The organism is Burkholderia sp. ABCPW 11, assembly GCF_001523445.1.
Lineage (GTDB): Bacteria > Pseudomonadota > Gammaproteobacteria > Burkholderiales > Burkholderiaceae > Burkholderia.
The window spans coordinates 124,822-148,791 of record NZ_LOVM01000001.1; the positions used below are offsets into that span (position 1 = coordinate 124,822).

At 67.7% G+C, this 23,970-nt stretch carries 19 protein-coding genes and 2 pseudogenes; 9 read left to right on the top strand and 12 right to left on the bottom strand.

The window, feature by feature from the left end:
- Nucleotides 1–92 precede the first annotated feature (92 nt).
- Together tssF and WS61_RS34645 are read right to left on the bottom strand one after the other, a co-directional pair.
- Nucleotides 93–1,973 carry a type VI secretion system baseplate subunit TssF gene (gene tssF / locus WS61_RS00585; RefSeq protein WP_059498777.1) on the bottom strand — a complete coding sequence of 627 codons (1,881 nt, stop codon included), beginning with the start codon at nucleotides 1,971–1,973 and terminating at the stop codon, nucleotides 93–95.
- A gap of 277 nt (nucleotides 1,974–2,250) precedes the next feature.
- Nucleotides 2,251–2,439 carry a hypothetical protein gene (locus WS61_RS34645; protein ID WP_157692660.1) on the bottom strand — a complete coding sequence of 63 codons (189 nt, stop codon included), beginning with the start codon at nucleotides 2,437–2,439 and terminating at the stop codon, nucleotides 2,251–2,253.
- A gap of 140 nt (nucleotides 2,440–2,579) precedes the next feature.
- Between WS61_RS34645 and WS61_RS00590 the strand changes: the two genes are divergently transcribed.
- On the top strand, nucleotides 2,580–3,035 hold the full coding sequence (locus tag WS61_RS00590; protein ID WP_059498778.1) for a hypothetical protein: 456 nt from the start codon (nucleotides 2,580–2,582) through the stop codon (nucleotides 3,033–3,035).
- A 40-nt stretch (nucleotides 3,036–3,075) separates the two neighbouring features.
- Here WS61_RS00590 and WS61_RS00595 read toward each other — a convergent pair.
- Nucleotides 3,076–3,882, bottom strand: a pseudogene (locus WS61_RS00595) (DNA-binding protein); the annotation flags it as partial.
- Between the two features lie 85 nt (nucleotides 3,883–3,967).
- Here WS61_RS00595 and dhaL point away from each other — a divergent pair.
- Nucleotides 3,968–5,396 (top strand): annotated as a pseudogene (gene dhaL, locus WS61_RS00600) (dihydroxyacetone kinase subunit DhaL); the annotation flags it as partial.
- 16 nt (nucleotides 5,397–5,412) lie between these two features.
- On the opposite strand, the gene WS61_RS00605 reads toward dhaL, so the two are convergent.
- Nucleotides 5,413–5,700 carry a DUF1330 domain-containing protein gene (locus tag WS61_RS00605; protein ID WP_059498780.1) on the bottom strand — a complete coding sequence of 96 codons (288 nt, stop codon included), beginning with the start codon at nucleotides 5,698–5,700 and terminating at the stop codon, nucleotides 5,413–5,415.
- Between the two features lie 264 nt (nucleotides 5,701–5,964).
- Here WS61_RS00605 and WS61_RS00610 point away from each other — a divergent pair, with 264 nt between their 5' ends.
- Nucleotides 5,965–7,350: an MFS transporter gene (locus tag WS61_RS00610; protein ID WP_059498781.1), complete on the top strand. Its 1,386-nt coding sequence runs from the start codon at nucleotides 5,965–5,967 to the stop codon at nucleotides 7,348–7,350.
- A gap of 302 nt (nucleotides 7,351–7,652) precedes the next feature.
- Nucleotides 7,653–8,585 carry an MBL fold metallo-hydrolase gene (locus tag WS61_RS00615; RefSeq protein WP_059498782.1) on the top strand — a complete coding sequence of 311 codons (933 nt, stop codon included), beginning with the start codon at nucleotides 7,653–7,655 and terminating at the stop codon, nucleotides 8,583–8,585.
- A gap of 141 nt (nucleotides 8,586–8,726) precedes the next feature.
- On the opposite strand, the gene WS61_RS00620 is transcribed toward WS61_RS00615, so the two are convergent.
- The 8 genes from WS61_RS00620 to WS61_RS00655 form a co-directional block, all read right to left on the bottom strand.
- Nucleotides 8,727–10,121, bottom strand: coding sequence for an aspartate aminotransferase family protein (locus WS61_RS00620; RefSeq protein WP_059498783.1), 1,395 nt, complete (start codon nucleotides 10,119–10,121; stop codon nucleotides 8,727–8,729).
- A gap of 20 nt (nucleotides 10,122–10,141) precedes the next feature.
- Complete coding sequence (locus tag WS61_RS00625; RefSeq protein WP_059498784.1) at nucleotides 10,142–11,620, bottom strand: NAD-dependent succinate-semialdehyde dehydrogenase; 1,479 nt, start codon at nucleotides 11,618–11,620, stop codon at nucleotides 10,142–10,144.
- Between the two features lie 121 nt (nucleotides 11,621–11,741).
- Nucleotides 11,742–12,212, bottom strand: coding sequence for an Lrp/AsnC family transcriptional regulator (locus WS61_RS00630; RefSeq protein ID WP_059498785.1), 471 nt, complete (start codon nucleotides 12,210–12,212; stop codon nucleotides 11,742–11,744).
- 1 nt (nucleotide 12,213) lies between these two features.
- Entirely contained in the window at nucleotides 12,214–13,263 is a 1,050-nt protein-coding gene (gene doeB / locus WS61_RS00635) for a N(2)-acetyl-L-2,4-diaminobutanoate deacetylase DoeB (RefSeq protein WP_059498786.1), read from the bottom strand.
- A gap of 3 nt (nucleotides 13,264–13,266) precedes the next feature.
- The gene (doeA, locus tag WS61_RS00640; RefSeq protein ID WP_059498787.1) at nucleotides 13,267–14,475 is read right to left on the bottom strand and encodes an ectoine hydrolase DoeA; all 1,209 of its coding nucleotides are present in this window, start codon (nucleotides 14,473–14,475) and stop codon (nucleotides 13,267–13,269) included.
- 10 nt (nucleotides 14,476–14,485) lie between these two features.
- Nucleotides 14,486–15,490 (bottom strand): cyclodeaminase, encoded by a 1,005-nt coding sequence (locus tag WS61_RS00645; RefSeq protein WP_059498788.1) that lies wholly within the window; start codon nucleotides 15,488–15,490, stop codon nucleotides 14,486–14,488.
- A 1-nt stretch (nucleotide 15,491) separates the two neighbouring features.
- On the bottom strand, nucleotides 15,492–16,463 hold the full coding sequence (eutB, locus tag WS61_RS00650) for a hydroxyectoine utilization dehydratase EutB (protein ID WP_059498789.1): 972 nt from the start codon (nucleotides 16,461–16,463) through the stop codon (nucleotides 15,492–15,494).
- Nucleotides 16,464–16,570: 107 nt separating this feature from the next.
- Entirely contained in the window at nucleotides 16,571–17,983 is a 1,413-nt protein-coding gene (locus WS61_RS00655) for a PLP-dependent aminotransferase family protein (RefSeq protein WP_059498790.1), read from the bottom strand.
- Nucleotides 17,984–18,584: 601 nt separating this feature from the next.
- On the opposite strand from WS61_RS00655, the gene WS61_RS00660 reads away from it, so the two are divergent.
- From WS61_RS00660 to WS61_RS00680, 5 genes are read left to right on the top strand one after another with little or no spacing between them, the layout of a single operon-like run.
- The gene (locus tag WS61_RS00660; RefSeq protein ID WP_059498791.1) at nucleotides 18,585–19,064 is read left to right on the top strand and encodes a MarR family winged helix-turn-helix transcriptional regulator; all 480 of its coding nucleotides are present in this window, start codon (nucleotides 18,585–18,587) and stop codon (nucleotides 19,062–19,064) included.
- Nucleotides 19,061–21,184 carry an FUSC family protein gene (locus WS61_RS00665; RefSeq protein WP_059498792.1) on the top strand — a complete coding sequence of 708 codons (2,124 nt, stop codon included), beginning with the start codon at nucleotides 19,061–19,063 and terminating at the stop codon, nucleotides 21,182–21,184. The genes WS61_RS00660 and WS61_RS00665 overlap by 4 nt, the downstream gene beginning before the upstream one ends.
- 34 nt (nucleotides 21,185–21,218) lie before the next feature.
- Entirely contained in the window at nucleotides 21,219–21,431 is a 213-nt protein-coding gene (locus WS61_RS00670; RefSeq protein WP_059498793.1) for a DUF1656 domain-containing protein, read from the top strand.
- 1 nt (nucleotide 21,432) lies between these two features.
- Nucleotides 21,433–22,401 carry an HlyD family secretion protein gene (locus WS61_RS00675; protein WP_059498794.1) on the top strand — a complete coding sequence of 323 codons (969 nt, stop codon included), beginning with the start codon at nucleotides 21,433–21,435 and terminating at the stop codon, nucleotides 22,399–22,401.
- Complete coding sequence (locus WS61_RS00680; protein WP_059498795.1) at nucleotides 22,398–23,894, top strand: efflux transporter outer membrane subunit; 1,497 nt, start codon at nucleotides 22,398–22,400, stop codon at nucleotides 23,892–23,894. Before WS61_RS00675 ends, WS61_RS00680 begins: the two co-directional genes overlap by 4 nt.
- The last annotated feature ends 76 nt before the right edge of the window (nucleotides 23,895–23,970 follow it).

Below are 23,970 nucleotides of genomic sequence, written 5' to 3' on the forward strand. Positions count from 1 at the left end.
AGGCCCCGCTACTGTAGGACAAAACGTTTGCCAGGGAAAGATACCTGAGATCCCTTTGCAATTTCCCTGCTGATACCCTTTCCACCCGCTAATCAAATTAGCGGTTGGGAACCGGCGCAGGGTTCACCGCGTCGCAGTATCGCACCGGTCTCTGCCGAGACCGATACGATTTGCACGAAGCTTGTAACTGGAACGTACGGGGAAAATAGTCGATCCATCACGCGCCCCAATCCGACGAGACTGAATTGGACGAAACGCTGCTCGTCGATCACGAGCCTGACTTCTAATCCTTGGACGAACGCTGAAGCCGGCTTGCCCGGCATCCAGCGCCGCACCCGTTCAGTCGAGAGCGACACGAGCGCGTCGAATCTCCGGCCGGCGTCGGGCGCGGACATGCCAAAGCGGGTGCACAAGCGCTTGAACTCATTGAGGCCTTCCGCGTTCAGCCGTGCTGCCTGCGGAACCAGCCACGACAGCAGTTCCCACAGGTCGCCGCGGCGGAGAATCGGCGCGGGACTTGCACTGGGCTGAGCCAACAACTCGATCTCGTCACCAGAGTCCCCATCGCGCACGGCTAACTGACGCTCGCGCATGTCCGCCAGGTTGCCATTTGTGCAAGACAGCACGATGTCGAGCTGGCGCTGCGCGGCCGGATCAACGGGCTCGCCGCGAGCGTTCACAAGCGCGAGTTCCAAGCCACGCAATCCGTCTGCGCGCGCTCCAGTTGCCTGTCCACGCAGCGCTTCCTGTCCCGGCTTGCCGGGCTCGGAAGGCGGCTTCGGCGCACGCCGGGCTTCGTCGCGCAAAACAACCCAATACGGGCCTGGCGCTGCGCCAAGCGCGTGCTGCAAGGATTCGAATGGCGGCAGAAGCGCGGCACCCTGGGCGGTCGTTATACGGACCTGATCAACTGACCAGATCTCGGTCGTGGCTGCGGCCTTCAGCGAAAACGGTTTCAGCGCATAGTACGCTTGCCCAGCCTTCGTTTCGATTGGCTCCGCATTGCACGAGAACAAGTTAACTACTGGTGTGCAAAACAGCCGGAGATTGTCGGCCGACGCTGCAATCAGTCGTTGGGCGCGACGTGAGTCAGGGTGGACGCCGGCAAGGGCCAAATGCAACGTGATCCGGCGCGCACCGCCCGCCAACCGTTTCAACCGCGCCAAATCCAGATCGAGGTTGTCAAATCGAGCGGGAAACGCGCCGTACTCCATCAGCAGATGAAACGGCGTAATCGAATTGTCACGAGGCGTCGGAAGCAGCGCGTCAGCATCGTCGGAACCTGCAGCCGCCAGCGGCATGTCCACCCGACGCCAGCGCCCGTTGCCGTCCAGTTCAACGAAGGCCCGCGTGGCGTGGATCAGCACGCCGTAGGCGAGCGCAGCCACTACCTCCCTCTCCCCCGCCAAGTGCAACCGCAGCATATCTGGAGCGATGGAGAACTGGGCTGACGGTGCCGTGAGCTCAAGGGTGAAAGACAAAATCCCCGTGGTGTCGGACGGCAGTGTGGTTTGCATCGGCGCGACGGCCGACGTCGCGTAACGTACAGCAGAAACGGTCAGCGGCACCAACGTGACGTCGGTGGCGGTGCGGAACACCAGTCGGGAATTCGGCGCCACCAATTGGGTGCCGCGTGGAACTATTCGCGGCTCGGTCTGCTTGCTGTCTCGATCCACGCGAAATTGGGCCATCGCACAAGACGGAAACGGCCGCAGGAACGCTCCGTGAATCGTATCAATCAACGCGTGCGTAAACTCCGGCACCTCATCTTCGAGCCGGATGTCGTGCCGGGCGCACATCAACGCGAACGATTGCAGCAGCCGTTCGACATGTGGGTCATCCGAGTGCTCACCTGCCATTGCAAGGCGAGCTGCAATTTTGGGGTAAAGCTCGGCGAATGCACGCGTCGAGCGGCGCAGCAGACCTAACTCGCGCTCAAAATGCGGTAGAAGATCCTCGGGTTCGATGGCCATACGCGTTTCAGACGGTCACGCCGATCTTTCAATTGGTACCGTGCTCATGGGTAGACGCAGCGATTCTAACCGGGCGTCGCGCACGCTTATCTCGAATTTATCGAGTCGAGAGCGAAGCAATCAGAGTGTTTGAAATCCGCAAGCCATGAGGCATGCCGTGAAGCGAGGGCCGCCACTATGGCCCTCGCGGCAGCCCTCTGGGCTTCGGAAGGTTCGGTTGCCCATCGCCAAGCAAGCAGAAGCGGCGGGCACGCTCTCGAAACTTGTCCGCACCCTCTCAGAGCATTTCCAGTCTTCGAGAGCGTTTAACGATTGTTTCATCGTCCGCTGGTGGCGCGTTCAGCATCGCTTGTTCACGAGCGAAAATCTCGCCTGCGGTTTCCTCGTTGACGCGCAGGCCGTGCCCCATTGAGCGTCGGACCTGTCGCCGCGCGAGGCAATCGAGGCCGCGCGAGTCTTCGATCATCGTCGCCCCGCTGTCCGGGCCTCGCGAGACGATCTCTATAACACTCCGGATAAGCGCTGCTCCCCCCGATTAAATCGTCCCCGCTTGCAAGATTAGGCGCACTCGCCTATACCCTACTCGATGCTACTCTGGAGTTCATCGTGAATGTGCCTGTGATGATTCCACGGCTTTTTTGTACCGCCTTTGAACAAGCGGGCGCAATCCACGACGATGAGGTATCAGTCGACCCTCGTAGGATCACTGCAATCCGCACGATGCTCATTTCGTTTTACGGAGCAGATCCCGGGCCGTACGAAGTCGCTCTCGCAACCGTGGCCACCGACGTTTTTTCCAACAAGAACACACGCGCCTGCTTCCTCGAACGGGTCGATGCGTTCGCCCAACTGCTAGCGGATAGAGGTTTAATTGACGCGTGGGGCAAGCACGGCTGGGTGCGCCGCAACCCGACCGATCAAGATCGGTTTGCGCCCGCTCGATTTGTTGTTGAAGCCGCAGCCATCTGCGCCTTGGACACCTATCACCGCGCGTTCGACCTGCAGGAATTTCACGCAGCTGCGTACAAGCGGGCCGCCGCTCGAGGAGTGGAATTTTGGTGACGATCGCCGTTTAACGGAAACGAAGTCCCAACGTAGGACGCTACTTCTTTCCATCCTCCGACTTCCTGTCAACGCGCTGCGCGTTCAACACTGCGCGTGCCCGTGGCCGGCCAATCGCTGCGCGTTGCCCAGTCCTCAGAAACTCGACCGCTGCCCGCGACTCTTTCAACTCCGCCCGCATTTCAACCAATTCGGCCTCCCTCTCCCGAGCATGTTGGCGGGCCTCGTCGAGCGTGCGCTCAAGTGCTTGTTGTGCTTCACGCGCGGCTTCCGATTTCGTGACTGCGACAGCTGACGCTTGCTCAGCTTTCACGCGTGCCGCGCGCTCGTGTTCCAAGACATCACGAACCCGCTTGAGCTCCTCCTCCAAGCGCGGCATTGCCTCCAGTCGAAGCAGCGCCTTGGCCAAGTCCGTACGGGCCGACTCTGCAGCCGCACGCTCGACCGATGCCTCATGTCGGGCTTCGTCTCGCTCCGCCTCGACCTGCGCAAGGCGCCCGGATAGCTCGGCCTTTTCCGCGTATGCCCCCTCAAGCGTTGCCGTCAAGTTCTCAACAATGGCGGCTTGCCGATCCGATTCCACGATGAGATCCGCATTGGCTCGGTTCGCGATTTCGAGGTCAGTCCGCAATTCGACCTTACTGCGCTCAACTTCTGCGGCAACAAATTCCAGCAGCCCGCGCTGCAACGCTTGGGGGAGCGCAACTGGCGCCTCCGCCGGCCGTACTTGGGCGTCCTGCCATGCCCGAAAGAACTTCAGCACCGTTGCCATCGAGCCCGTACCCAGCTGCTCACGAATCGCGCGCGCTGTCGGCCGTCCGCCGGCGTCGCGGATCTGCTCCACCGCCTTGCTAACTTGTTATCCCGTTACCGCAGACTTTGTTGCACTCGAACGGCTATTCTTACCTTCCCGCACACTTTGTTGTACGCCCATACTCGCCGCGATCCGCGCGAGCGCCGGCCCGAACGGCGCGCTGCTGATCGTGAAGAACTACACCGGCGACCGGCTCAATTTCGGGCTCGCCGCCGAGCTCGCGCGCGCGGAAGGCATTCCGGTCGAAACCGTCATCGTCGCCGACGACGTGTCGCTGCGCGGCCGCGTCGAGCGCGGCCAACGACGCGGGATCGCCGGTACCGTGCTGATCCATAAGCTAGCGGGCGCTGCCGCCGCGCGCGGGTTGCCGCTTGCCCGCGTCGCGAGCATCGCGCGCGACGCGGCGGCCGAGCTCGGCACGATGGGTGTCGCGCTCGACGGCTGTACGATCCCGGGCGCCGACAAGTCGGGCTTCAGCCTCGCCGACCACGAGATCGAGCTGGGCCTCGGCATCCACGGGGAGAAAGGCGTCGAGCGCCGCGCGCCGCTGCCGGCCGATGCGCTGGCCGACACGCTGTTGTCGAGCATCGTTGCCGATCTCGTGCTCGATCGCGACGAACGCGTTGCGCTGTTCGTCAACGGCCTCGGCGCGACGCCGGACATGGAGCTCGCGATCATGCTGCGCGCCGCGTTCGACAACCTGAGCCGGCGCGGGATCGTCGTCGCCCGCGCGTGGGCCGGCACGTTCCTGTCCGCGCTGAACATGCCCGGCTGTTCGATCTCGGTGCTGCGGCTGAACGACGGGCGCGCGGCGCTGCTCGATGCGCCGACGCAGGCGCGCGCATGGCCGGGCGGCGGCCTCGTGAACGCGCGGATCCGCGTGGCCGCGGCCGCGTCGCAGGACGCGCCGCAGCCGCCGCTCGATGCGGCCGGCCGCGCGCCTGCAACCGGCGCTGCACGCCGTGGCGCAGACGCTGATCGACCACGAGCAGACGCTGACGGATCTCGATGCGGCAGCCGGCGACGGCGATCTCGGCGCGAGCATGCGGCGCGCCGCGCGGGCGATCCTCGAATTGCCCGACACCGCGTACGGCACGCCGTCCGGTGCGCTCGCGGCGCTCGGCGCCGCGTTGCGCCGCGCGATCGCCGGCAGTTCCGGGCCGTTCTATGCGACCGCGCTGCTGCGCGCGTCGCGCCGGCTGGCCGACATCGCCGAGCCGTCGCCGCGCGACTGGGCCGCGGCATTCCGAGCGGTGGTGGATTCGATCGGCGAACTCGGCGGCGCGCGGGCGGGCGACCGGACGATGCTCGATGCGCTGGTGCCGGCCGTCGACGCATTCGGCCGCGCGCTGGACAGCGATCGCGATCTCCCGAGCGCATGGACGGCGGCCGTCGAAGCGGCCGAGCAAGGTGCGCAGGAAACGGCGCGCATGACGCCGCGCGCGGGGCGGGCAAGCTATCTGGGCGAGCGGGCGATCGGTACGCCGGACGGCGGGGCGGTGGCCGTCGCGTACTGGTTGCGGGCGTTGCAGCCGCACGTCCGGTAACGGCGCGCGGCCGCGCTCAGACGCCCTCGACCAGCACCGCGCGATAGCGGGCGCCCTTGAACCGGTGCTGGACGACCCGCTGGTATTCGGAGCCGTGATACCACGCGTACGCGGCCTCCTTCGACGGGAACTCGACGATCACGACGCCTTCCGGGCCGTCCCCCTCGAGAATCTCCTGCGGCCCATATGCGGCGAGCACCTTCACGGGATGGCCGGCAAGGGTCGCACCGACCTGGCTCGAATAGGTGTCGAGCTCGCGCTGGTCCTGCGTGCTTTCCCGCGTAAAAACGATGTAAGTCGCCACGATATGCGCTCCTGATGAATGGTGAAAAAAGGGACGCCACGCGCTGCACGGTCCGACGAATCCTGCGCGGCAGCGCGCAGCTTACCGCCGTTCGCCGCCCGGCGCCGCGAAGCGCCAGCCGCGGCCTGCGCGGGCCGCCCCGCCCCGGCACGGGAAAACCCCGATCCCCACATCGTCCTATGACATCGGGCATCGCAAATTGGCGGGATTACTTTGATCCTCGTCGGCGCCCGCCCGGGCGCATGCTGATAGCGAGGATCCCTCATGCGATACGTGCCATCGTGGACTTCAGTTTCCGCCGCGTCGTCGACTCCCGACGACGCGACCATCCAACGCGGCGACGAGCCGCACTGTCTGCCGCGGGTCGCGATCGCGGCCGCCGCCCTCGGCAATGCGACCGAATGGTTCGATTACGGTATTTACGCGTACGGTCTCGCGTACATTTCCGCCGCGCTGTTTCCCGGCAACACCGCGAGCGCGACGCTGTTCGCACTCGGCACGTTCGCGATCTCGTTCCTGATCCGCCCGCTCGGCGGCCTGTTCTGGGGGCCGCTCGGCGACCGGCTGGGCCGCAAGCGCGTGCTCGCGCTGACGGTCCTGACGATGTCGGGCGCGACGTTGCTCGTCGGCCTGCTGCCGAGCTACGCGACGGCCGGCTGGCTCGCCCCGGCCGCGCTGATCGTGCTGCGCATGGTGCAGGGGTTCTCGACCGGCGGCGAATATGGGGGTGCAGCCACCTTCATCGCCGAATACGCGCCCGATTCGCGGCGCGGCCTGTGCGGCAGCTTCCTTGAATTCGCGACGCTCGCCGGCTTCTCGCTCGGCGCGTTCCTGATGCTCGGCTTCGCACTGCTGCTCGGCGATTCGGCGATGCATGCGTGGGGCTGGCGCCTGCCGTTCCTGGTCGCGGCGCCGCTCGGCCTGATCGGCTTCTATCTGCGCTCGCGCCTCGAGGAAACGCCGGTGTTCCGCGAACTCGAGGAACAGGCGCACCGCCGCGAGAAAAACGTCGCCGCCGCGCTGCCGATCCGGTTGCTGCTGGTGCGCTATGCGAAGCCGCTGGTGCTGCTCGGCGGGCTCGTCGTCGCGTTGAACGTCGTCAACTACGTGCTGCTCGCGTACATGCCGACCTACATGCACAAGGAGCTCGGCGTCAGCGAGAACATGTCGCTGCTGATTCCGCTGATCGGCATGCTCGCGATGATGGTGCTGCTGCCGTTCGCCGGCTGGCTGTCGGACCGCGTCGGCCGCAAGACGATGTGGTGGATCTCGCTCGTCGGGCTGTTCGTCGCGGCCGTGCCGATGTTCACGCTGATGACGCACGGTCCGCTCGGCGCCTTCATCGGCTTCGCGGTGCTCGGCGTGCTGTACGTGCCGCAGCTCGCCACCATTTCCGCGATGTTCCCGGCGATGTTCCCGACCCACGTCCGGTATGCGGGCATGGCGATCGCGTACAACGTGTCGACGTCGCTGTTCGGCGGCACCGCGCCGATCGTCAACGATTGGCTGATCGGCAAGACCGGCAACGCGCTGATCCCCGCTTACTACATGATGGCCGCCTGCGCGGTCGGGCTGATCGCGCTGCTGGCGGTGATCGAGACGCGCGGGTGTTCGCTGCGCGGCGACACCCTTCCCGGCCAGCCGGGCTGACCCGCGCGCCGGCGGCGCCCGGCTTCCCATAAACGGCATCCATTGCATCGCCCGCCGTCCGGCAACGGACAGCGGGCGATGTGCATTTCGAGCGGCGAAGCCCCGCTGACGGATTGTTGTCGCCCGGACAACACGATGTGCACGCGTGCAGCGCTGTTGGCGTGTGTCGGCCGTCACTACAATCGCTGGCGACGCTCGATCGAAATCCGGTCGAACCGAAGCGCGCGATCGTCACGATCGCGCTCGCGAACCGCGCGGCGTCGCGCGGCTCGATCCACACTCGACGAACAGGATTACTGAACATGAACGCACCCATCCGCAACGTCCAGCCCGTCATCGCCCGCCTGGGCAACGAAGGTTCGGGCGAGCTCGTCTCGTCCCGTTACGCCGTGCGCATCGGCGAGGTCGACGTCGTGCTGATCAGCGACGGCGTGCTGCCGCTGCCGACTTCCACCATGTCGACCAATGTGAGCGAAGCGGACCGCAACGCATGGTTCGACGGCCGCTTCCTGCAACGCGACATGTTCGACTGGGCGCTCAACATCGCGCTCGTGCGCAGCGGCGACCGTCTGATCCTGATCGACTCGGGCGTAGGCGACGGCTTCGAATACTTCACGCGCGCCGGGCGCTCGGTCATGCGTCTGGAATCGGCCGGCATCGACCTGGCCGCGATCACCGATATCGTGATCACGCACATGCACATGGATCATGTCGGCGGGCTGAACGTCGACGGCGTCAAGGCAAAGCTGCGCCCGGACGTCCGCATTCACGTATCGGCCGCGGAAGTGGCGTTCTGGAAAAATCCCGACTTCAGCAAGACGGTGATGCCGGAAACCGTTCCGCCCGCGCTGCGCAAGGCAGCGGCGCGGTTCGTGGAACTCTATGGCGAAAACATCGTGCAGTTCGACCGGACCGTGGAAGTCGCCGCGGGCGTGTCGGCGCGGGTGACGGGCGGCCATACGCCGGGGCACTGCGTGGTCGACGTCGCATCGAACGGAGAAAGGCTGACGTTCGCGGGCGACGCGATTTTCGAGGTCAACTTCGACCATCCCGACTGGCAAAACGGCTTCGAACACGATCCGGACGCGGCGATCGACGTGCGTATCGCGCTGTTCAACGAAGCCGCGGACACCGGCGCGCTGCTCGCCGCGGCCCATGTCGCGTTCCCGTCCATCGGCCATATTGCAAGGCACGGCGACGGGTTCCGTTTCGTTCCGGTCGTGTGGGATTACTGAGGGACGGTCGGTAGCCGACGTGCACCGCAGGCGATGCACCGACGGCTTTTCCAGACCGTATCGGCAAGAAAAAACGCCGCCGCACTTGCATGCGGCGGCGTCGCCTCGCGCGCCGGAGCGCGCATCAGGGCCGCTTGAACATCACGCGACGGTCGACAGGTTCCGCTCGGCGACCTCGTCCACTGCATCCTTGACGATCGCGACGATCTCGTCGGCCTCTGCCCGCGTCATCACGAGCGGCGGCGCAAACCCGAGAATGTCGCCATGCGGCATCGCACGCGCGATCACGCCGCGCTGCAACGCGGCCGCGGACACCTGCGCACCGATCTTCAGTGCGGGATCGAACGGCGTGCGTGCGTCCTTGTCGGCCATGAACTCGAGCGCGGCCAGCATGCCGACGCTACGCACTTCGCCGACGAGCGGATGCGCACCGAATGCGTCGCGCAGCTTCGCCCCGAAGTACCCGCCGACGTCGGCCGCGTTGCCGACGAGATTCTCGCGCTCCAGGATCGCGAGGTTCGCGAGCGCGGCGGCCGCGCATACCGGATGGCCCGAATACGTCCAGCCGTGCCCCATCGGCCCATGCTCCTGCGAGCCGCGCGCGATCACGTCCCACACCTTCTCGCCGACGATCACGCCCGACAGCGGCGCATAGGCGCTCGTCAGGCCCTTCGCGACCGTGATCAGATCGGGCTCGATCCCGAAGTGCTGCGCGCCCATCTTCGAGCCGAGACGCCCGAACCCGCACACGACTTCATCGGAGATCAGCAGGATGTCGTGCCTGCGCAGCACGGCCTGGATCGCGGGCCAGTAGCCGGCGGGCGGTTCGATGATGCCGCCCGTGCCCATCACCGGCTCCGCGATGAAGGCGGCGATCGTGTCGGCGCCTTCGCGTGCGATCAGCTTCTCGAGTTCGTCGACGCAGTACGCGACGAACTGCGCTTCGTTCATGCCGGCCGGCGCCTTGCGATACCAGTGCGGACACACCGTATGCTCCACGCGATCGATCGGCAGGTCGAAATGCTGGTGGAAGCTCGGCAGGCCGGTGAGGCTGCCCGTCACGATGCCCGAGCCGTGATAGCCGCGTTCGCGCGAGATGATCTTCTTCTTGTTCGGGCGGCCGAGCACGTTGTTGTAGTACCAGACGAGCTTGACCTGCGTCTCGTTCGCGTCGGAACCCGACATCCCGTAATAGACCTTCTTCATCCCCGCCGGCGACCAGTCGATGATGCGCGACGACAGCTCGATGATCGCGTCCGACGCGTGGCCGACGTACGTGTGGTAGTACGCGAGCTGCTTCGCCTGTTCGTACATCGCGTCGGCGACTTCGGTGCGGCCGTAGCCGATGTTCACGCAGTAGAGGCCGGCGAACGCGTCGATATAGCGCTTGCCCTGGTGATCCTCGATGCGGATGCCCTCGCCGCCGCGCACGATCTTGCCCGGCAGCGCGCCGGTCTCGTGGTCGTATGCGTGCGTCGACGGGTGCATGAAGTGGGCGCGGTCCTCGCGCAGCAGTGCGTCGATCGATTTTTGCATGATGTGCTCCTTTGAATGGGTCAGGCCGTCGCCGCAACCGGCAGGCCGAGATTGCCGAGGCAGAAGTACTTGGTTTCGGTGAACGGCTCGAAGCCCTCGGTGCCGCCTTCGCGCCCGAGGCCCGATGCCTTCATCCCGCCGAACGGAATCGGCGCGCCGGTGAATTTCACGCCGTTGACCGACACCATCGCGAAATCGAGCCGCCGCACGAGCTGGAAGATCGTGTCGATGCGCGTCGCGCATACGTAGGCGGCGAGGCCGTACTCGGTGTCGTTGGCCGTTTCGACGGCTTCGTCGAGCGTGTCGAACGCGCTGACGGCCGAGATCGGCGCGAAGTTCTCCTCGTCGACCACGCGCATGCCGGGCTCGGCATCCGCGATCACGGTCGGCTCGTAGAACCAGCCGCCGAGCGCATGCGGCCGCCCACCCGCGACGATGCGCGCGCCTCGCGCTCGCGCATCGTCGACGCGCGCCACCGTCGCATCGAACGCGGCCTGATGCATCAGCGGACCGACGTCCACGCCCTGCTCGAACGCCGGCCCCGTCTTCAGCGCGCGCACCGCGTTCGCATACCGTTCGACGAACGTGTCGTACAGCGGGCGCGCGACGAGTATCCGGTTCGCCGCGCAGCAGTCCTGGCCGGACGTCTGGAACTTCGCGCCGACGGCAATCCGCACCGCCTCATCGACATCCGCATCCTCGGTCACGATGAACGGCGCATTGCCGCCCAGTTCGAGCGCGATCTTGCGGATGCCGGCCTTCGCGGCGGTTTCGGTCACGAGCCGGCCGACGCGCGTCGAGCCGGTGAAGCTCACCGCACGCACGCGCGCGTCGCCGACCAGCGTTTCCATCGCCATCTGCGGCTCGCCGAGCACCACGTTGAACACGCCGGCCGGGAAGCCGGCCTCGTCGGCGAGCTGCGCGAGCGCGAGCGCCGAGAACGGCGTTTCGTGCGCGGGCTTCACGACCGCGGTGCAACCGACCGCGATCGCGGCCGCCGCCTTGCGCGTAATCATCGCGGCCGGGAAATTCCACGGCGTGATCAGCGCCGCGACGCCGACCGGCTCCATCACGGTACCGAGATGCGCGCCGTCGATGTGGGTCGGAATCGTGCGACCGGCCACACGCTTCGCCTCGTTCGCGAACCATTCGACGAAGCTCGCCGCATAGCGGATCTCGCCGCGTGCTTCGGCCAGCGGCTTGCCCTGTTCCAGCGACAGCAGCGCGGCCAGATCGTCGACGTGACGCAGGATCAGCGCATGCCAGCGCAGCAACGCCGCGCTGCGCACCGCTTGCGGCGTCCAGCGCCAGGTTCCGTAGGCGCGCTGCGCGGCGTCGACGGCCGCGACGATCTGCGCGCGTTCGAGCATCGGCACGTGGCCGATCACCGCCTGATCGGCGGGGTTGACGACGGCGACCGTCGCGGCACTATCGCTGTGGATCCAGCGACCGTCGACGTAGCAAGTCGACTTGAACAGAACGGGGTGTCCGGGCAGCATGCTGCGTCTCCTCGTTGGTGGGCACGGACTTCATTGTGTCGCGCCCGCGCATGCGGAAATTTCGGTTTGCACCGCCGGAAATGCCGGTTTTTTCCGTATTGCCGCGTGCCGGCGCGAACTTTCACAGCCAGTCCGGCGCGCCGCCGGATCCGCACTTCACCACCTTCGTCACGATGTACGTGAAGTAGCGCTCGATGCCGAGGTCTTCCATCAGCAACGCATCGATGAAGCGCTGGTAATGGTCGATGTCGCGCGCGATCACGTGCAGCACGTAGTCGACGCCGCCGCCAGTCGCATAGCACTGTGCGACCTCGGGCGCCGCGGCCACACGATCCTCGAAGCGCCGCATGTCGGGCGCGGTGTGCCGCGACAGCGTCACCTCGACCACGATGCGGCTGCCGGAGAACGCGCCGATCCAGTCGACGTCCGCGCGATAGCCGCGAATCACGCCGCTTTCCTCCAGCTTGCGCACGCGCTCCCACGCCGGCGAAATCGACAGGTTCACGGCCTCGGCGAGCTTCGACTTCGTGATGCGCCCGTCGCGCTCGAGCAGGCGCAGGATCGCGAGGTCGTATCGGTCGAGCTTGACCACGTTATGCGTCGCTCCAGGCCGCCACCGGGATGTTGCGCTCGACGATGTCGGCCACCACCGCGATCGTGTCGCCCGTCTGCACGATGCCCGGAAAATGCCGCGCGGCGAGCAGCCCACGCCGCCGTGCGACGTATTCGACCGGCGTGACACCCGTGCGGTCGATGTCATGTACGCGCGCGAGCACGTCGCCGGCTTCGACCTCGCTGCCGAGATCGACGCACATCTCGAGCAGGCCGCGATGCTCGCTGGTCGTGTAGCAAGAGCCGTCCGGCATGTCGAGCAGCGTCGTCGTACGCGGCGTGCCGCCCGCGCCGGCGTGCTCGCCCTCGCGCCGCGCGAGCACGCCGGCATGCGCGAGAAAGCCGCGCACGCCGCGCTCGGCGATCGCGACGCTCGCCGCCGTCGACGTGCCGCCGCCGCCCAGCTCGGTCGACACGAACACCTTGCCTGCTTCTTCCGCCGCGCTGTCGTAAAGGCCGATGCTGTCGAGTTCCAGCATGCGCATCGAATACGGCGCGCCGAACGCGCGCATCGCGCGCTCGCAGCGCGCTTGCTGCTCGCGGTCTTCCAGCACGTGAATCGCCGCGAACGGCACGAAGTCGAGCGTGCGGCCGCCCGCGTGAATGTCCAGCACGTGCGTCGCGAGCGGCAGCAGGTGGCGCTGGAAGTAATCGGCGATCTTCTCGGTCACGGTGCCGTCCGGCCGGCCCGGGAAGCTGCGGTTCAGGTTGCCGGCATCGATCGGCGACGTGCGGCAACCGGCGCGGAACGCCGGGTAGTTCATGAACGGCACGACGATCACGCGGCCGGTCACGTCGGCCGCCTTCAGCGAACCCGCGAGCTTCGACAGCGCGACCGGCCCTTCGTATTCGTCGCCGTGATTGCCGCCGGTCAGCAACACCGTCGGCCCGTCGCCGCGTTTCACGACGGTCACCGGAATCATGATCGCGCCCCACGCAGAATCGTCGCGCGAGTAAGGCAGCTTCAGGAAGCCGTGCTGTTCGCCGTCCGCGTCGAAATCGACGGTCGGCGTAATCGGGGAAGCACGCATCGCCTACTCCTTCACGAACAGCTTGCGCGGCACGTTGCAGAACGTCTCGACGCCGGTCTCGGTGATCAGGATGCTTTCCGTGATCTCCAGCCCCCAGTCGTCGAGCCACAGCCCGGGCATGAAATGGAACGTCATCCCGGGTTCGAGCACCGTACGGTCGCCCGGACGCAGGCTCATCGTGCGCTCGCCCCAGTCAGGCGGATAGCTCGCGCCGATCGGATAGCCGCAGCGGCTGTCCTTCTCGATCCCCGCGCGGCGCAATACCGCGAAGAACGCGTTCGCGATGTCCTCGCATACGTTGCCCGGCTTCGCGGCCGCGAGTCCCGCTTCGATGCCCTCGACCACAGCGCGCTCGCCTTCGATGAAGTGCGCGGGCGGCTTGCCGAGATAGACGGTGCGCGACAGCGGGCAGTGATAGCGCCGGTAGCAGCCGGCAATCTCGAAGAACGTGCCGGCGCCGCGCGAGAATGTCGAGTCGTCCCAGGTCAGGTGCGGCGCGGCCGCGTCCGCGCCGGTCGGCAGCAGCGGGACGATCGCCGGATAATCGCCGCCGAAGCCGTCCGCGCCGCCGATGCCGGTCGCATAGATCTGCGCGACCAGGTCGCTTTTCTTCATGCCCGGCTCGATCGTCTCGACGATGTGCGCATGCATCCGCTCGACGATGCGCGCGGCCACACGCATGTACTCGATCTCGCGCGGCGACTTCACCGCGCGCTGCCAGTTGACGAGCGCGGTCGCATCGAGCCAGCGCGCCGCCGGCAGATGCTTTTGCAGCGACGCGTACGCCGCCGCGCTGAAGTAGTAGTTGTCGAGCTCGACGCCGATGCGCAGCGCGCTCCAGCCGCGCGCCGCGATCACCTCGGTCGACAGGTAATCCATCGGGTGGCGCGCGGTCGACTGCACGTAATGATCGGGATAGCCGACGATATTCTCGTGCGCCATGAACGCGGTGCGCTTCGCGCCGTTCGCGTCCTGGCCGCGGCCGAACCACACGGGTTCGCCGTCCAGCGCCAGCAGCACGCACTGGTGCACGTAGAACGACCAGCCGTCATAGCCGGTCAGCCAGCCCATGTTGGTGGGATCGGTGACGATCAGCAGGTCGATGCCGGCCCGCTCCATCGCCGCGCGCGTCTTCGCGATGCGCGCGGCATATTCGCTGCGCGCGAACGCGAGACGCGGCGCGGCGTTCTGGGTTTCGATGACTGCGGACATCTGTCTCCTCTCAAGTCGTGAGGTCGTTGTGAAAAATCGTGCCCACTTCCGCCGCGCGGGCGCGTTGCAGCGCGAGCACGGCAATCGCGGTGTCCTGCGCGCCGGTGCCGGTCAGGTCGCAGATCGTGATGTCGTCGCGATGCGTGCGGCCGTCGCGGCGGCCGGCGATCACTTCGCCGAGTTCGGGAAACTCGGCGTCGGCTGCGACGGCCCCGGCCGCGATCGCGTGCGCGAGTTCGCCGGCCACGCGGGTCTGCTGCAGCCGGTCGCAGAAATAGCGTGCCGCGCCAAACACCGACGGCGCGAGTTCGGTCTTGTAATCGGCGTCCGAACCCATCGCCGTCACGTGCAGCCCGGGATGCAGGTCTTCCGCGTGCACGAGCGGCGCGCGGCTCGGCGTGGTCGTCACCGCGATGTCCGCGTCGGCCAGCGCCGCATGCACCGAGCGGGCGACCGTCGCATCGATGCCATGCGCCGCGCGCACGTCGGCCGCGAATGCGGTGGCCCGCGCGGTATCGCGCGCCCACACCGTCACGTGCGTGATGTCGCGCACGAGCATCAGCGCGGCGAGCTGCAACCGCGCCTGCTCGCCCGCGCCGACGATCGCCGCGCGGTGCGCATCGGCCCGCGCGAGCCGGCGCGCGGCCACCGCGCCGGCCGCCGCGGTGCGTACGGCCGTCAGGTAGCCGTTGTCGAGCAGGACGGCCTCGGTCAGGCCGGTGCGCGCCGACAGCACGAGCATCAGCCCGTTCAGGCTCGGCAGCCCGAGCGACGGATTGTCGAAGAAACCCGGGCTGACCTTGATCGCGAAGCTGTCGAAGCGCGGCAGGTACGCCGTCTTCACGTCCACTTCGGCGTGGCGCTCCGGCAGCGCGAGATTCAGGATCGGCGGCATCACGACCGCGTCGGTCGCGAGCGACGCGAATGCGGCTTCGACCTGGTCGATCGCGGCCAGATCGAGCGGCACCAGCGCACGCAGTTGCGCCTGACCCAGCAAAGTGACGGGATGGGCCATGTCAGTTCTCCGAAACGAGCCGGCGATGCACGGCCATGTCGATGTTCGCGCCGCTCACGACGACCACGATCGGGCCGCTGCGGTCGCGGCGCACGATCCGCTCGTCCAGCAACGCGGCGAGGCCGACCGCGCCGGCGCCTTCGACGACGAGCCGCTCTTCCCGATACGCATGCGCGATGCCGCACGCGATGGACGGCTCGTCGAGCAGCACGACGTCGTCGGCCAACGCGCGCGTCATGTCGAACGTGTAGCGGTTGTCGAGACCGATGCCGCCCCCGAGCGAATCGGCCAGCGTGGGCTGCTCGTCGACGTCGACCGGGCGGCCGGCCGCGAGGCTCGCGTGCATCGCGGCGCCGCGCGCCATCGATACGCCGATCACTTCGATCGGCGGCCGGATCGCCTTCGCGGCAAACGCGACGCCGCTGAACAGCCCGCCGCCCGACAGCGGCACGACGAGCGTCGCCGTATCGGGCAGCGCCTCGAGTATCTCGACGCCGATCGTCGCCTGGCCCGCGATGATGCGCGGATCGTCGAACGGCGGCACGTACGCATGGTCTTCGTCGCGCGCGAGGCGCCGCGCTTCGACCTGCGCGTCGTCCTGGCTGTCGCCGACGATCACCACGCGCGCGCCGAGCGCCGCGACCGCCTCGACCTTGTTGGCCGGCACGAGCGACGACATGCAGACGGCCGCGTCGATGCCGAGCGCGCGTGCCGCATGCGCGACCGCGCGGCCGTGGTTGCCGGTCGATGCGGTGACCACGCGTGTCACGCCCTGCGCCGCGAGTTCCGCGAGCGCGTTGGTTGCGCCGCGCAGCTTGAAGCTGCCGGTCGGCTGCAGCGTTTCGAGCTTCAGGTGGACGGGTGCGCCAACGCGCGCGGACAGCGCGGCGGACGCGACGAGCGGCGTACCGTCGGCGCGCCCGGCGAGGCGGCGGCGCGCGCGGTAGACGTCGGACAACGACAGGAAGGACATGGAACGCGCGCCTCGCGACGAATGTGATGCGATCCAGTCTAATGTTCCAAATCGCGCTTTCGAATGTCCTGATACATTGCGCGCGACATCGCGGCAGCGCCGCCGGTTCAGTGGAAATCGTTCAGGTGCGGATACTGTTCGAACACGCCCGCGATCGTCTCGAGCGCCGCGTTGCATGCGGCATCGGACGTTTCGGCGCCGATACACACGCGCACCGCATTCGGCCGCTCCGTGCCGCCGACGAGAAACGGATCGGGCGACGTCACCGCGATCTTGCGGGTGCGCAATTCGCGTACGATCCGCTCGGCCTGCCAGTAGTCGGGCACGCGCAGCCATGCCGAAAGCGCATTCGGATGCGCACCGAGCACATACGGTCCCAGCGCGGCCCTCACCATCTCCTGGCGCACGGCGAGCCGCTGGCGCTGCAGTTCGACGAGCCGCCGCGCGGTGCCGTCGGCGATCCAGCGCGTCGCGATTTCCGCGATCGGCGACGTCGCCATCCAACTGCTCACGCGCAGCACGCTCTCGACGCGCAACGCGAGCCGCCGCGGCATCGCGAGATAGCCGGTGCGCAACCCGGTCAGCACCGATTTCGTCATGCTCGTGCAGTAGAAGCCGAGCTCCGGAATCAGGCTGGCGATCGGCGTGCCCGTCTTCTCGGGGAGCGGGCCGTACACGTCGTCCTCGATCACGTACACGCCGTAGCGCGTCGCGATGCGTGCGATCGACCGCCGCCGCGAATCGGTCATCAGCGACACGGTCGGGTTATTGAGGGTCGGCGTACACACGAGCGCGCTGATCCGCTCGCTGTCGCACATCTCCTCGAAATGTTCGGGACGAATGCCGTGCTCGTCCATCTCGAGCCCCTTCAGCGTAAACCCGAGCACGTTCGCGGAGCCGATCACGCCGTGATCGGTCAGGCTCTCGCACAACACGGTATCGCCCGGCCCGACGATCGACGCGAGCGCGAGAAAGATCCCGTGCGCCGCGCCGTTCGTGACCAGCAGCGATTCGCGATGCACCGGCATGTTCAGCGACGCGAGCCACGCGGCGCCGGCGTCGCGATGCGCGTCGAGGCCGGCGATCGGCCGGAACGAACGGATCCACGGCTGATCGTCGGTGCCGGCCAGCGCCGCACATACGCCGCGCCACGCGGCATCGTGTTCCGGCGTATGCACGATGCGGGCGATCGAGAAGTCGACCAGTTCGCGCTCGGTCGTATCGAGGATGTAGTTCGACATCGATTCGGTCACGCGCGCGGCCACGAAGCTGCCGCGGCCGACCTCGCAGCGGATCAGCCCCTGGCGTTCCAGCTCCTTGTATGCGTTGGTGACGGTCTGCACGCTGACGCCGAGGCTCGACGCGACGTCGCGCTGCGGCGCGAGCCGTGCGCCCGGCGCGAGCGCGCCGTTTTCGATGTCGCTGGCAATCGCCTTCACGAGCCGCTTGTATTTCGACTCGATGCCGTGCACCGCGCCGATCGCGTCGCGCCAGCCTGCCGATACCTCGGTCCGTCCCATCTCGATGTCTCCGTCGTGGCTTCCGCATGGTCGCTCAGAAAGACACCCCGAAAATATTGTCCTAGTGCAATCGCGCGCGAAAGCAGGACTTATGGGTCGAATCGGCGGCGCAATCGGCGTGCCCGTATGAGTACGGGGCCTCCGGCACTTTTATCGACGTCGCGGGACGCCTGCGTCGCAGAATGCGCGATGCCCAGGGATCGCCCGCGTGCCGACCATCCTGCCGTCGTCGAGTGCCGCCGCCGACGTGGGGAGCGGCATGCGAGGATGAGGTCGACACGCATGGAACCGCCCGCGCGCTCGCAGTGCCCCCGATTTGCACGCCACGGTCGTTTTGCGAAGTCCGGTTTTTCCCGAGCCGGGGCTTCGAATTTACTGAACGCGCGCGCCGTGCTGACGGACCGTTCTCGTCTGACGATTCAATATGGTCGGCGCGCCGGCGGCCCGGGATCGTCAGCCTTGCCGCCCGACCATGGCCGGCACGCCGCCCGGATGGCTTCAGACGGGCCGGCCGTGCGCATGCGGCATGTCGTCCGAGTGTCATCCGGATGATCGAAACCGATAGTTTGCTATCGAATGTTTTTGCCCTATCATCTCGCCCATGACCAATCTGCACGACCTCCGCCTCGCCGTCAGCAGCCTGCTCGTGCTCACCGCGCGCAAGTGGCGCCGCACCAGCGACGGCGTACTGACTGCGTACAACGTATCCGAGGCCTGCGCGACGCCGCTGCTGATCGCCGGCCGCCTCGGCGAAGGCGTGCGGCAAGGCACGCTCGCCGAGCACGTCGGCATCGAAGGGCCGTCGCTCGTGCGCCTGCTCGACCAGTTGTGCGCGGCCGGCCTCGCCCGCCGCGACGAGGATCCGCACGATCGCCGCGCGAAGACGATCTCGCTGACGGCCGCCGGGCGCGCAATCACCGCGAAGATGGAGGAAGACCTGCGCGCGCTGCGTGCACAGGTGCTCAAGGGCGTGTCGCGCGCCGATCTCGAAGCGACGCTGCGCGTGCTGAACGCGTTCAACGCGGCCGATCCGCATCCTTCGGCGTCGCACCCGTCCCGCCCCGTCGACTCCGCGTCATGACCTATCCGAGCCTTCGCGACTGGCTGTTCTCGGGCAAGACGTTCGCCGCGTCGATGCTGGCGCTGTACCTCGGCCTGTATTTCCAGTTGCCGCGCCCGTATTGGGCGATGGCGAGCGTCTACATCGTGTCGAACCCGTTCGTCGGCGCGACGCGCTCGAAGGCGCTGTACCGCGCGCTCGGCACCGCGCTCGGCGCGGCCGCCGCGATCTTCTTCGTGCCGCCGTTCGTCGAGACGCCGCTCCTGTTCAGCATCATCGTCGCGACCTGGTGCGGCACGCTGCTGTACCTCGCGATCTCCGACCGCACCGCGCGCAGCTACGTCTTCATGCTCGCCGGCTATACGATGCCGCTGATCGCGCTGCCGACCGTCACCGATCCGTCCACGGTGTTCGACGTCGCGATCGCGCGCACCGAGGAAATCGTGCTCGGCATCGTGTGCGCGAGCGTGGTCGGCAGCACCGTGTTTCCGAACCGGCTCGCGCCGACGCTGATCGAGCGCACCGACGCATGGTTCAAGGACGCCGCGTTCTACGGCCGCGAAACGCTGTCCGGGCATCTGGCCGGCAAGGCGCTGTCCGCGTGCCGGCAGCGGCTCGCCGCGACGATCACCGGCCTCGAATTCCTGCTGAGCCAGCTGGGCTACGACCATGCGCATCCGCGTGTGCTCGCGCGCGCGCAGGCGCTCGCGGGCCGGATGCAGTTGTTCCTGCCGCTGATGTCGTCGCTCGCCGATCCCTTGATCGCGCTGATGCGCGACCTGCACGTGCGTCCGCCCGCGCTCGACGCACTGCTGGCCGACGCCGCGAAGTGGTTCGACGCGCCGCTGCCGGCCGTCAAGACCGGCTCCGACGGCGACATGGCGCACGATCCGGTCGCGGACGACCTGCGCGAGCGCATCGCCGCGCTGCAGCCGCCCGACAGCGCGCTGGCGAGCTGGGACGGCGCGCTGCTGTCGAATGCGCTGTGGCGGCTGCGCCAGGTCATCGACATCTGGCAGGACTGCCGCTCGCTGCGCGCGCTGATCGCGAACGAGTCGGGCGTGTGGCAGCCGCGCTACCGGCACTGGAGGCTCGGCGGCACCGAGCGCTTCTTCGATCGCGGGATGATGCTGTTCTCGACGCTGACCGTCGTGTTCGCGATCGTGTTCGCGTGCTGGCTGTGGATCTCGTCCGGCTGGCACGACGGCGCGGCCGCCGTCACGCTCGTGGCCGTGTCGTGCAGCTTTTTCGCCGCGCTCGACGAGCCGGCGCCGCTGGTGTTCAAGTTCTTCCTGTCGACCGCCGCGAGCGTCGTGTTCGCGGGCCTGTACCTGTTCGTCGTGCTGCCGCACGTGCACGATTTCGCGATGCTCGTGCTGATGTTCGCGGGCCCGTTCATCCTGATCGGCACGCTGCTGCCGCGCCCGCAGTTCAACATGGTGACGATGCTCGTCGCCGTGAACACGGCCACCTTCATCAGCATCCAGAGCGCGTACGAAGCCGATTTCTTCGTGTTCCTGAACAGCAACCTCGCGGGCGTCGCCGGGCTGCTGTTCGCCTACGTATGGACGCGTGCGACGCGCCCGTTCGGCGCGGAACTCGCGGTGCGGCGCCTGCTGCGCTCGGGCTGGGAGGACGTCGCGCGCGCCGCGTCGACGCAGCCGCTCGACGATCAGCGCAACCACGCATCGCGGATGCTCGACCGCGTCACGCAACTGCTGCCGCGCCTCGGCGCGTCCGACGACCATCGCCACCCGTCGATCGAGAGCTTCCGCGACCTGCGCATCGCGCTGAATGCGCTCGACCTGCGCCGCTCGCGCCGCCGCCTGTCGGGCGACGTGCCCGACGCGATCGATCGCGTGCTGGCCGGTGTCACCGATCACTACACGCGCTGCGCGGCCGCGAACGCGCGCCAGCCCGCGCCGCCCGCGCTGCTCGCGACGATCGACGACGCGCTGCAGCGCGTGGCCGGTCGCACCCTGCCGGGCACCGCGCCGGCCGACGGCGCGCCCGCACCCGCGGCGCCAGCCACGCATCGCCGGCTGCGCGACACGCTGCACGCGCTCGTCGGCCTGCGCCTGTCGCTGTATCCGGCCGCGGCCGCGCAAGCGCCTCAGGCGCCGGACGGAGCGCGCGCATGAGCCGGCTTTCCACCCTGTCCTTCCGACCGCGACCATGATCGGCGAAATCGATATCTTCGGCGTGTTCGTGCCGGCCCCGCTCGTGCTGATGCTGATCGCTTACCTGATCAACATCGTCGTGCGCGCGCTGCTCGAGCGCGTCGGCTTCTACCGCCTCGTCTGGCACCGTTCGATCTTCGACCTCGGCATCTACGTGTTCGTGCTGGCCGCCGTCGTGATCGTGTCCCACCAACTCGTGGCTACCTAACGTGAAAAAAACCTGGCTCTCGGCAGGGCAAGTCCTGCTCACCCTGATCGTCGTCGTCGTGGCCGGCCTCGTGCTTTGGCGCATCATCAACTACTACATGTTCTCGCCGTGGACGCGCGACGGGCACGTGCGCGCCGACGTGATCCAGGTCGCGCCGGACGTGTCGGGCCTCATCACGTCGGTGCAGGTCGCCGACAACCAGGCGGTCAAGCGCGGCCAGGTGCTGTTCGTGATCGACCAGGCGCGCTACGCGCTCGCGGAGCGGCTCGCCGAAGCGACGCTCGCGCAGCGCCGCGCGACGCTCGCGCAGGCGAAGCGCGAATACGCGCGCAACCTGCAGCTCGGCAACCTGGTCGCGAGCGAACAGGTCGAGGAAAGCCGCACGCGGGTCGAACAAGGCGAAGCCAGCGTCGCCGATGCGCAGGTGTCTCTCGACACCGCGAAGCTGAACCTGCAGCGCACGACGATCGTCAGTCCCGTGGACGGCTACCTGAACGACCGCGCCCCCCGTGTCGGCGAATACGTGCCGGCCGGCCGCGCGGTGCTGTCGGTCGTCGACCGCAACTCGTTCCGCGTCGATGGCTACTTCGAGGAGACCAAGCTGCGCGGCATCCATATCGGCCAGCCGGTCGACATCATCGTGATGGGCGAGCCGCATGCGCTGCGCGGCCACGTGCAGAGCATCGTCGCCGCGATCGAGGATCGCGACCGCACGCAAGGCGCGAACCTGCTGCCGAACGTGAACCCGGCGTTCAGCTGGGTGCGGCTCGCGCAACGCGTACCGGTGCGCGTCGTACTCGACGAGGTGCCGGACGATTTCCGGATGATCGCAGGCCGCACCGCGACCGTGTCGATGCGCGGCGCCGAATCGCGCCGCGACGACAATGCGAAACCGGTTGCCGCCAGCGCCGCGGGTGCGGCCTCGACCGCATCCGGTACGGCCGCGAGCGCCGTGGGAGCATCGCAATGAAGCGGCACCGTCTGCGCGTCGCGGCGACGCTCGCCCCGCTTGCGCTCGTACTCGGCGCGTGCAAGTCGGTCGGCCCCGACTACAAGCTGCCGCAACAGGCGTACGTCAATGCGCCGCTCGCGAACCATGCGCTCGACGACGCGAACGGTGCGCTGGTGTCGCGCGACGCGGTGCCCGGCAACTGGTGGCAACTGTACGACGACCCGGTACTCGACGGGCTCGTGCGCGATGCGCTCAAATCGAACACCGACCTGCGCGTCGCCGCGGCGAACCTCGCCCGCTCGCGCGCGGCGCTGGCGGTCGCGAACGAACAGGGCGGCTTCTCGGGCCGCGCGGAAGCGGCCGTGCAGCGTGCGCAGGAATCGGCCGAGCAATACCTGCTCGAAAACAAGCTGCCGGTCGTCAACGAAGGTACGGTCGGCATCAACGTGTCGTACGAACTCGACCTGTTCGGCAAGCTGCGGCGCGGCGTCGAAGCCGCACGCGCGGACAGCGAGGCCGTCAAGGCGGCCGGCGACCTGGCGCGCATCACGGTCGTCGCCGACGTCGTGCGCGCGTACGTCGAAGGATGCTCGGCCGGCGACGAACTCGCGATCGCGAAGCAGTCGCTCGCGCTGCAGCGGCAGCGCGTCGCGCTGTCGCAGCGGCTGCGCGACGCCGGGCGCGGCAACCAGACCGACGTGACGCGCGGCGTAACGCAGGTGCGCACGCTCGCCGCCGACATTCCGCGCTTCGAAGGCCGCCGCAAGATCGCGCAGTACCAGCTCGCCGCGCTGCTCGCGCGCGCGCCGGCCGATCTGCCGAAAGCCGCCGCCGAATGCGAACGCCTGCCGAAGCTGCGTCAGCCGATTCCGATCGGCGACGGCGCCGCGCTGCTGCGCCGCCGTCCCGACGTACGCGAAGCCGAGCGGCAGCTCGCCGCCGCGACCGCGCGGATCGGCGTGGCGACCGCCGCGCTGTACCCGTCGGTCAGCATCGGTGCGTCGGCGGGCTCGGTCGGCGTCGCCGCCGACCTGTTTTCGTCCACCACGAATCGCTGGTCGTTCGGCCCGCTGATCAGCTGGTCGTTCCCCGTCAACGGCCAGCGTGCGCGCGTGCGCGAAGCCGAGGCCGCGACGGGCGGCGCACTCGCGCACTTCGACGGCGTCGTGCTGAATGCGCTGCGCGAAACGCAGTCGAGCCTCGCAACCTATGCGGCCGACGTGCAGCGCGCGGATGCGCTGCGCACCGCCTACGAATCGGCCCGCAATTCCGCTGCCGAAACGCATCGCCTCTATGCGGCCGGCCGCGAATCGTTCCTCTCCGATCTCGACGCGACGCGCACGTTGACGAGCGTGCAGGCGCAGGTCGCGGCGGCCGAAGGTCAGGTCGCGGCCGACCAGGTGCGGCTCTTCCTCGCACTCGGCGGCGGTTGGGACAGCGATGACGCAACGGCCGCAGCGGACGCCAGCGCCGCCGCTGCGGCACCCGCGACCGGCGCGTCGGCGCCGTAGCATCATCGCCGTCGGCACGAAACGCATGCATGGTGCAACGTGCCGTGACGGTGGGGGTTCCTGATTCGCGCGATGG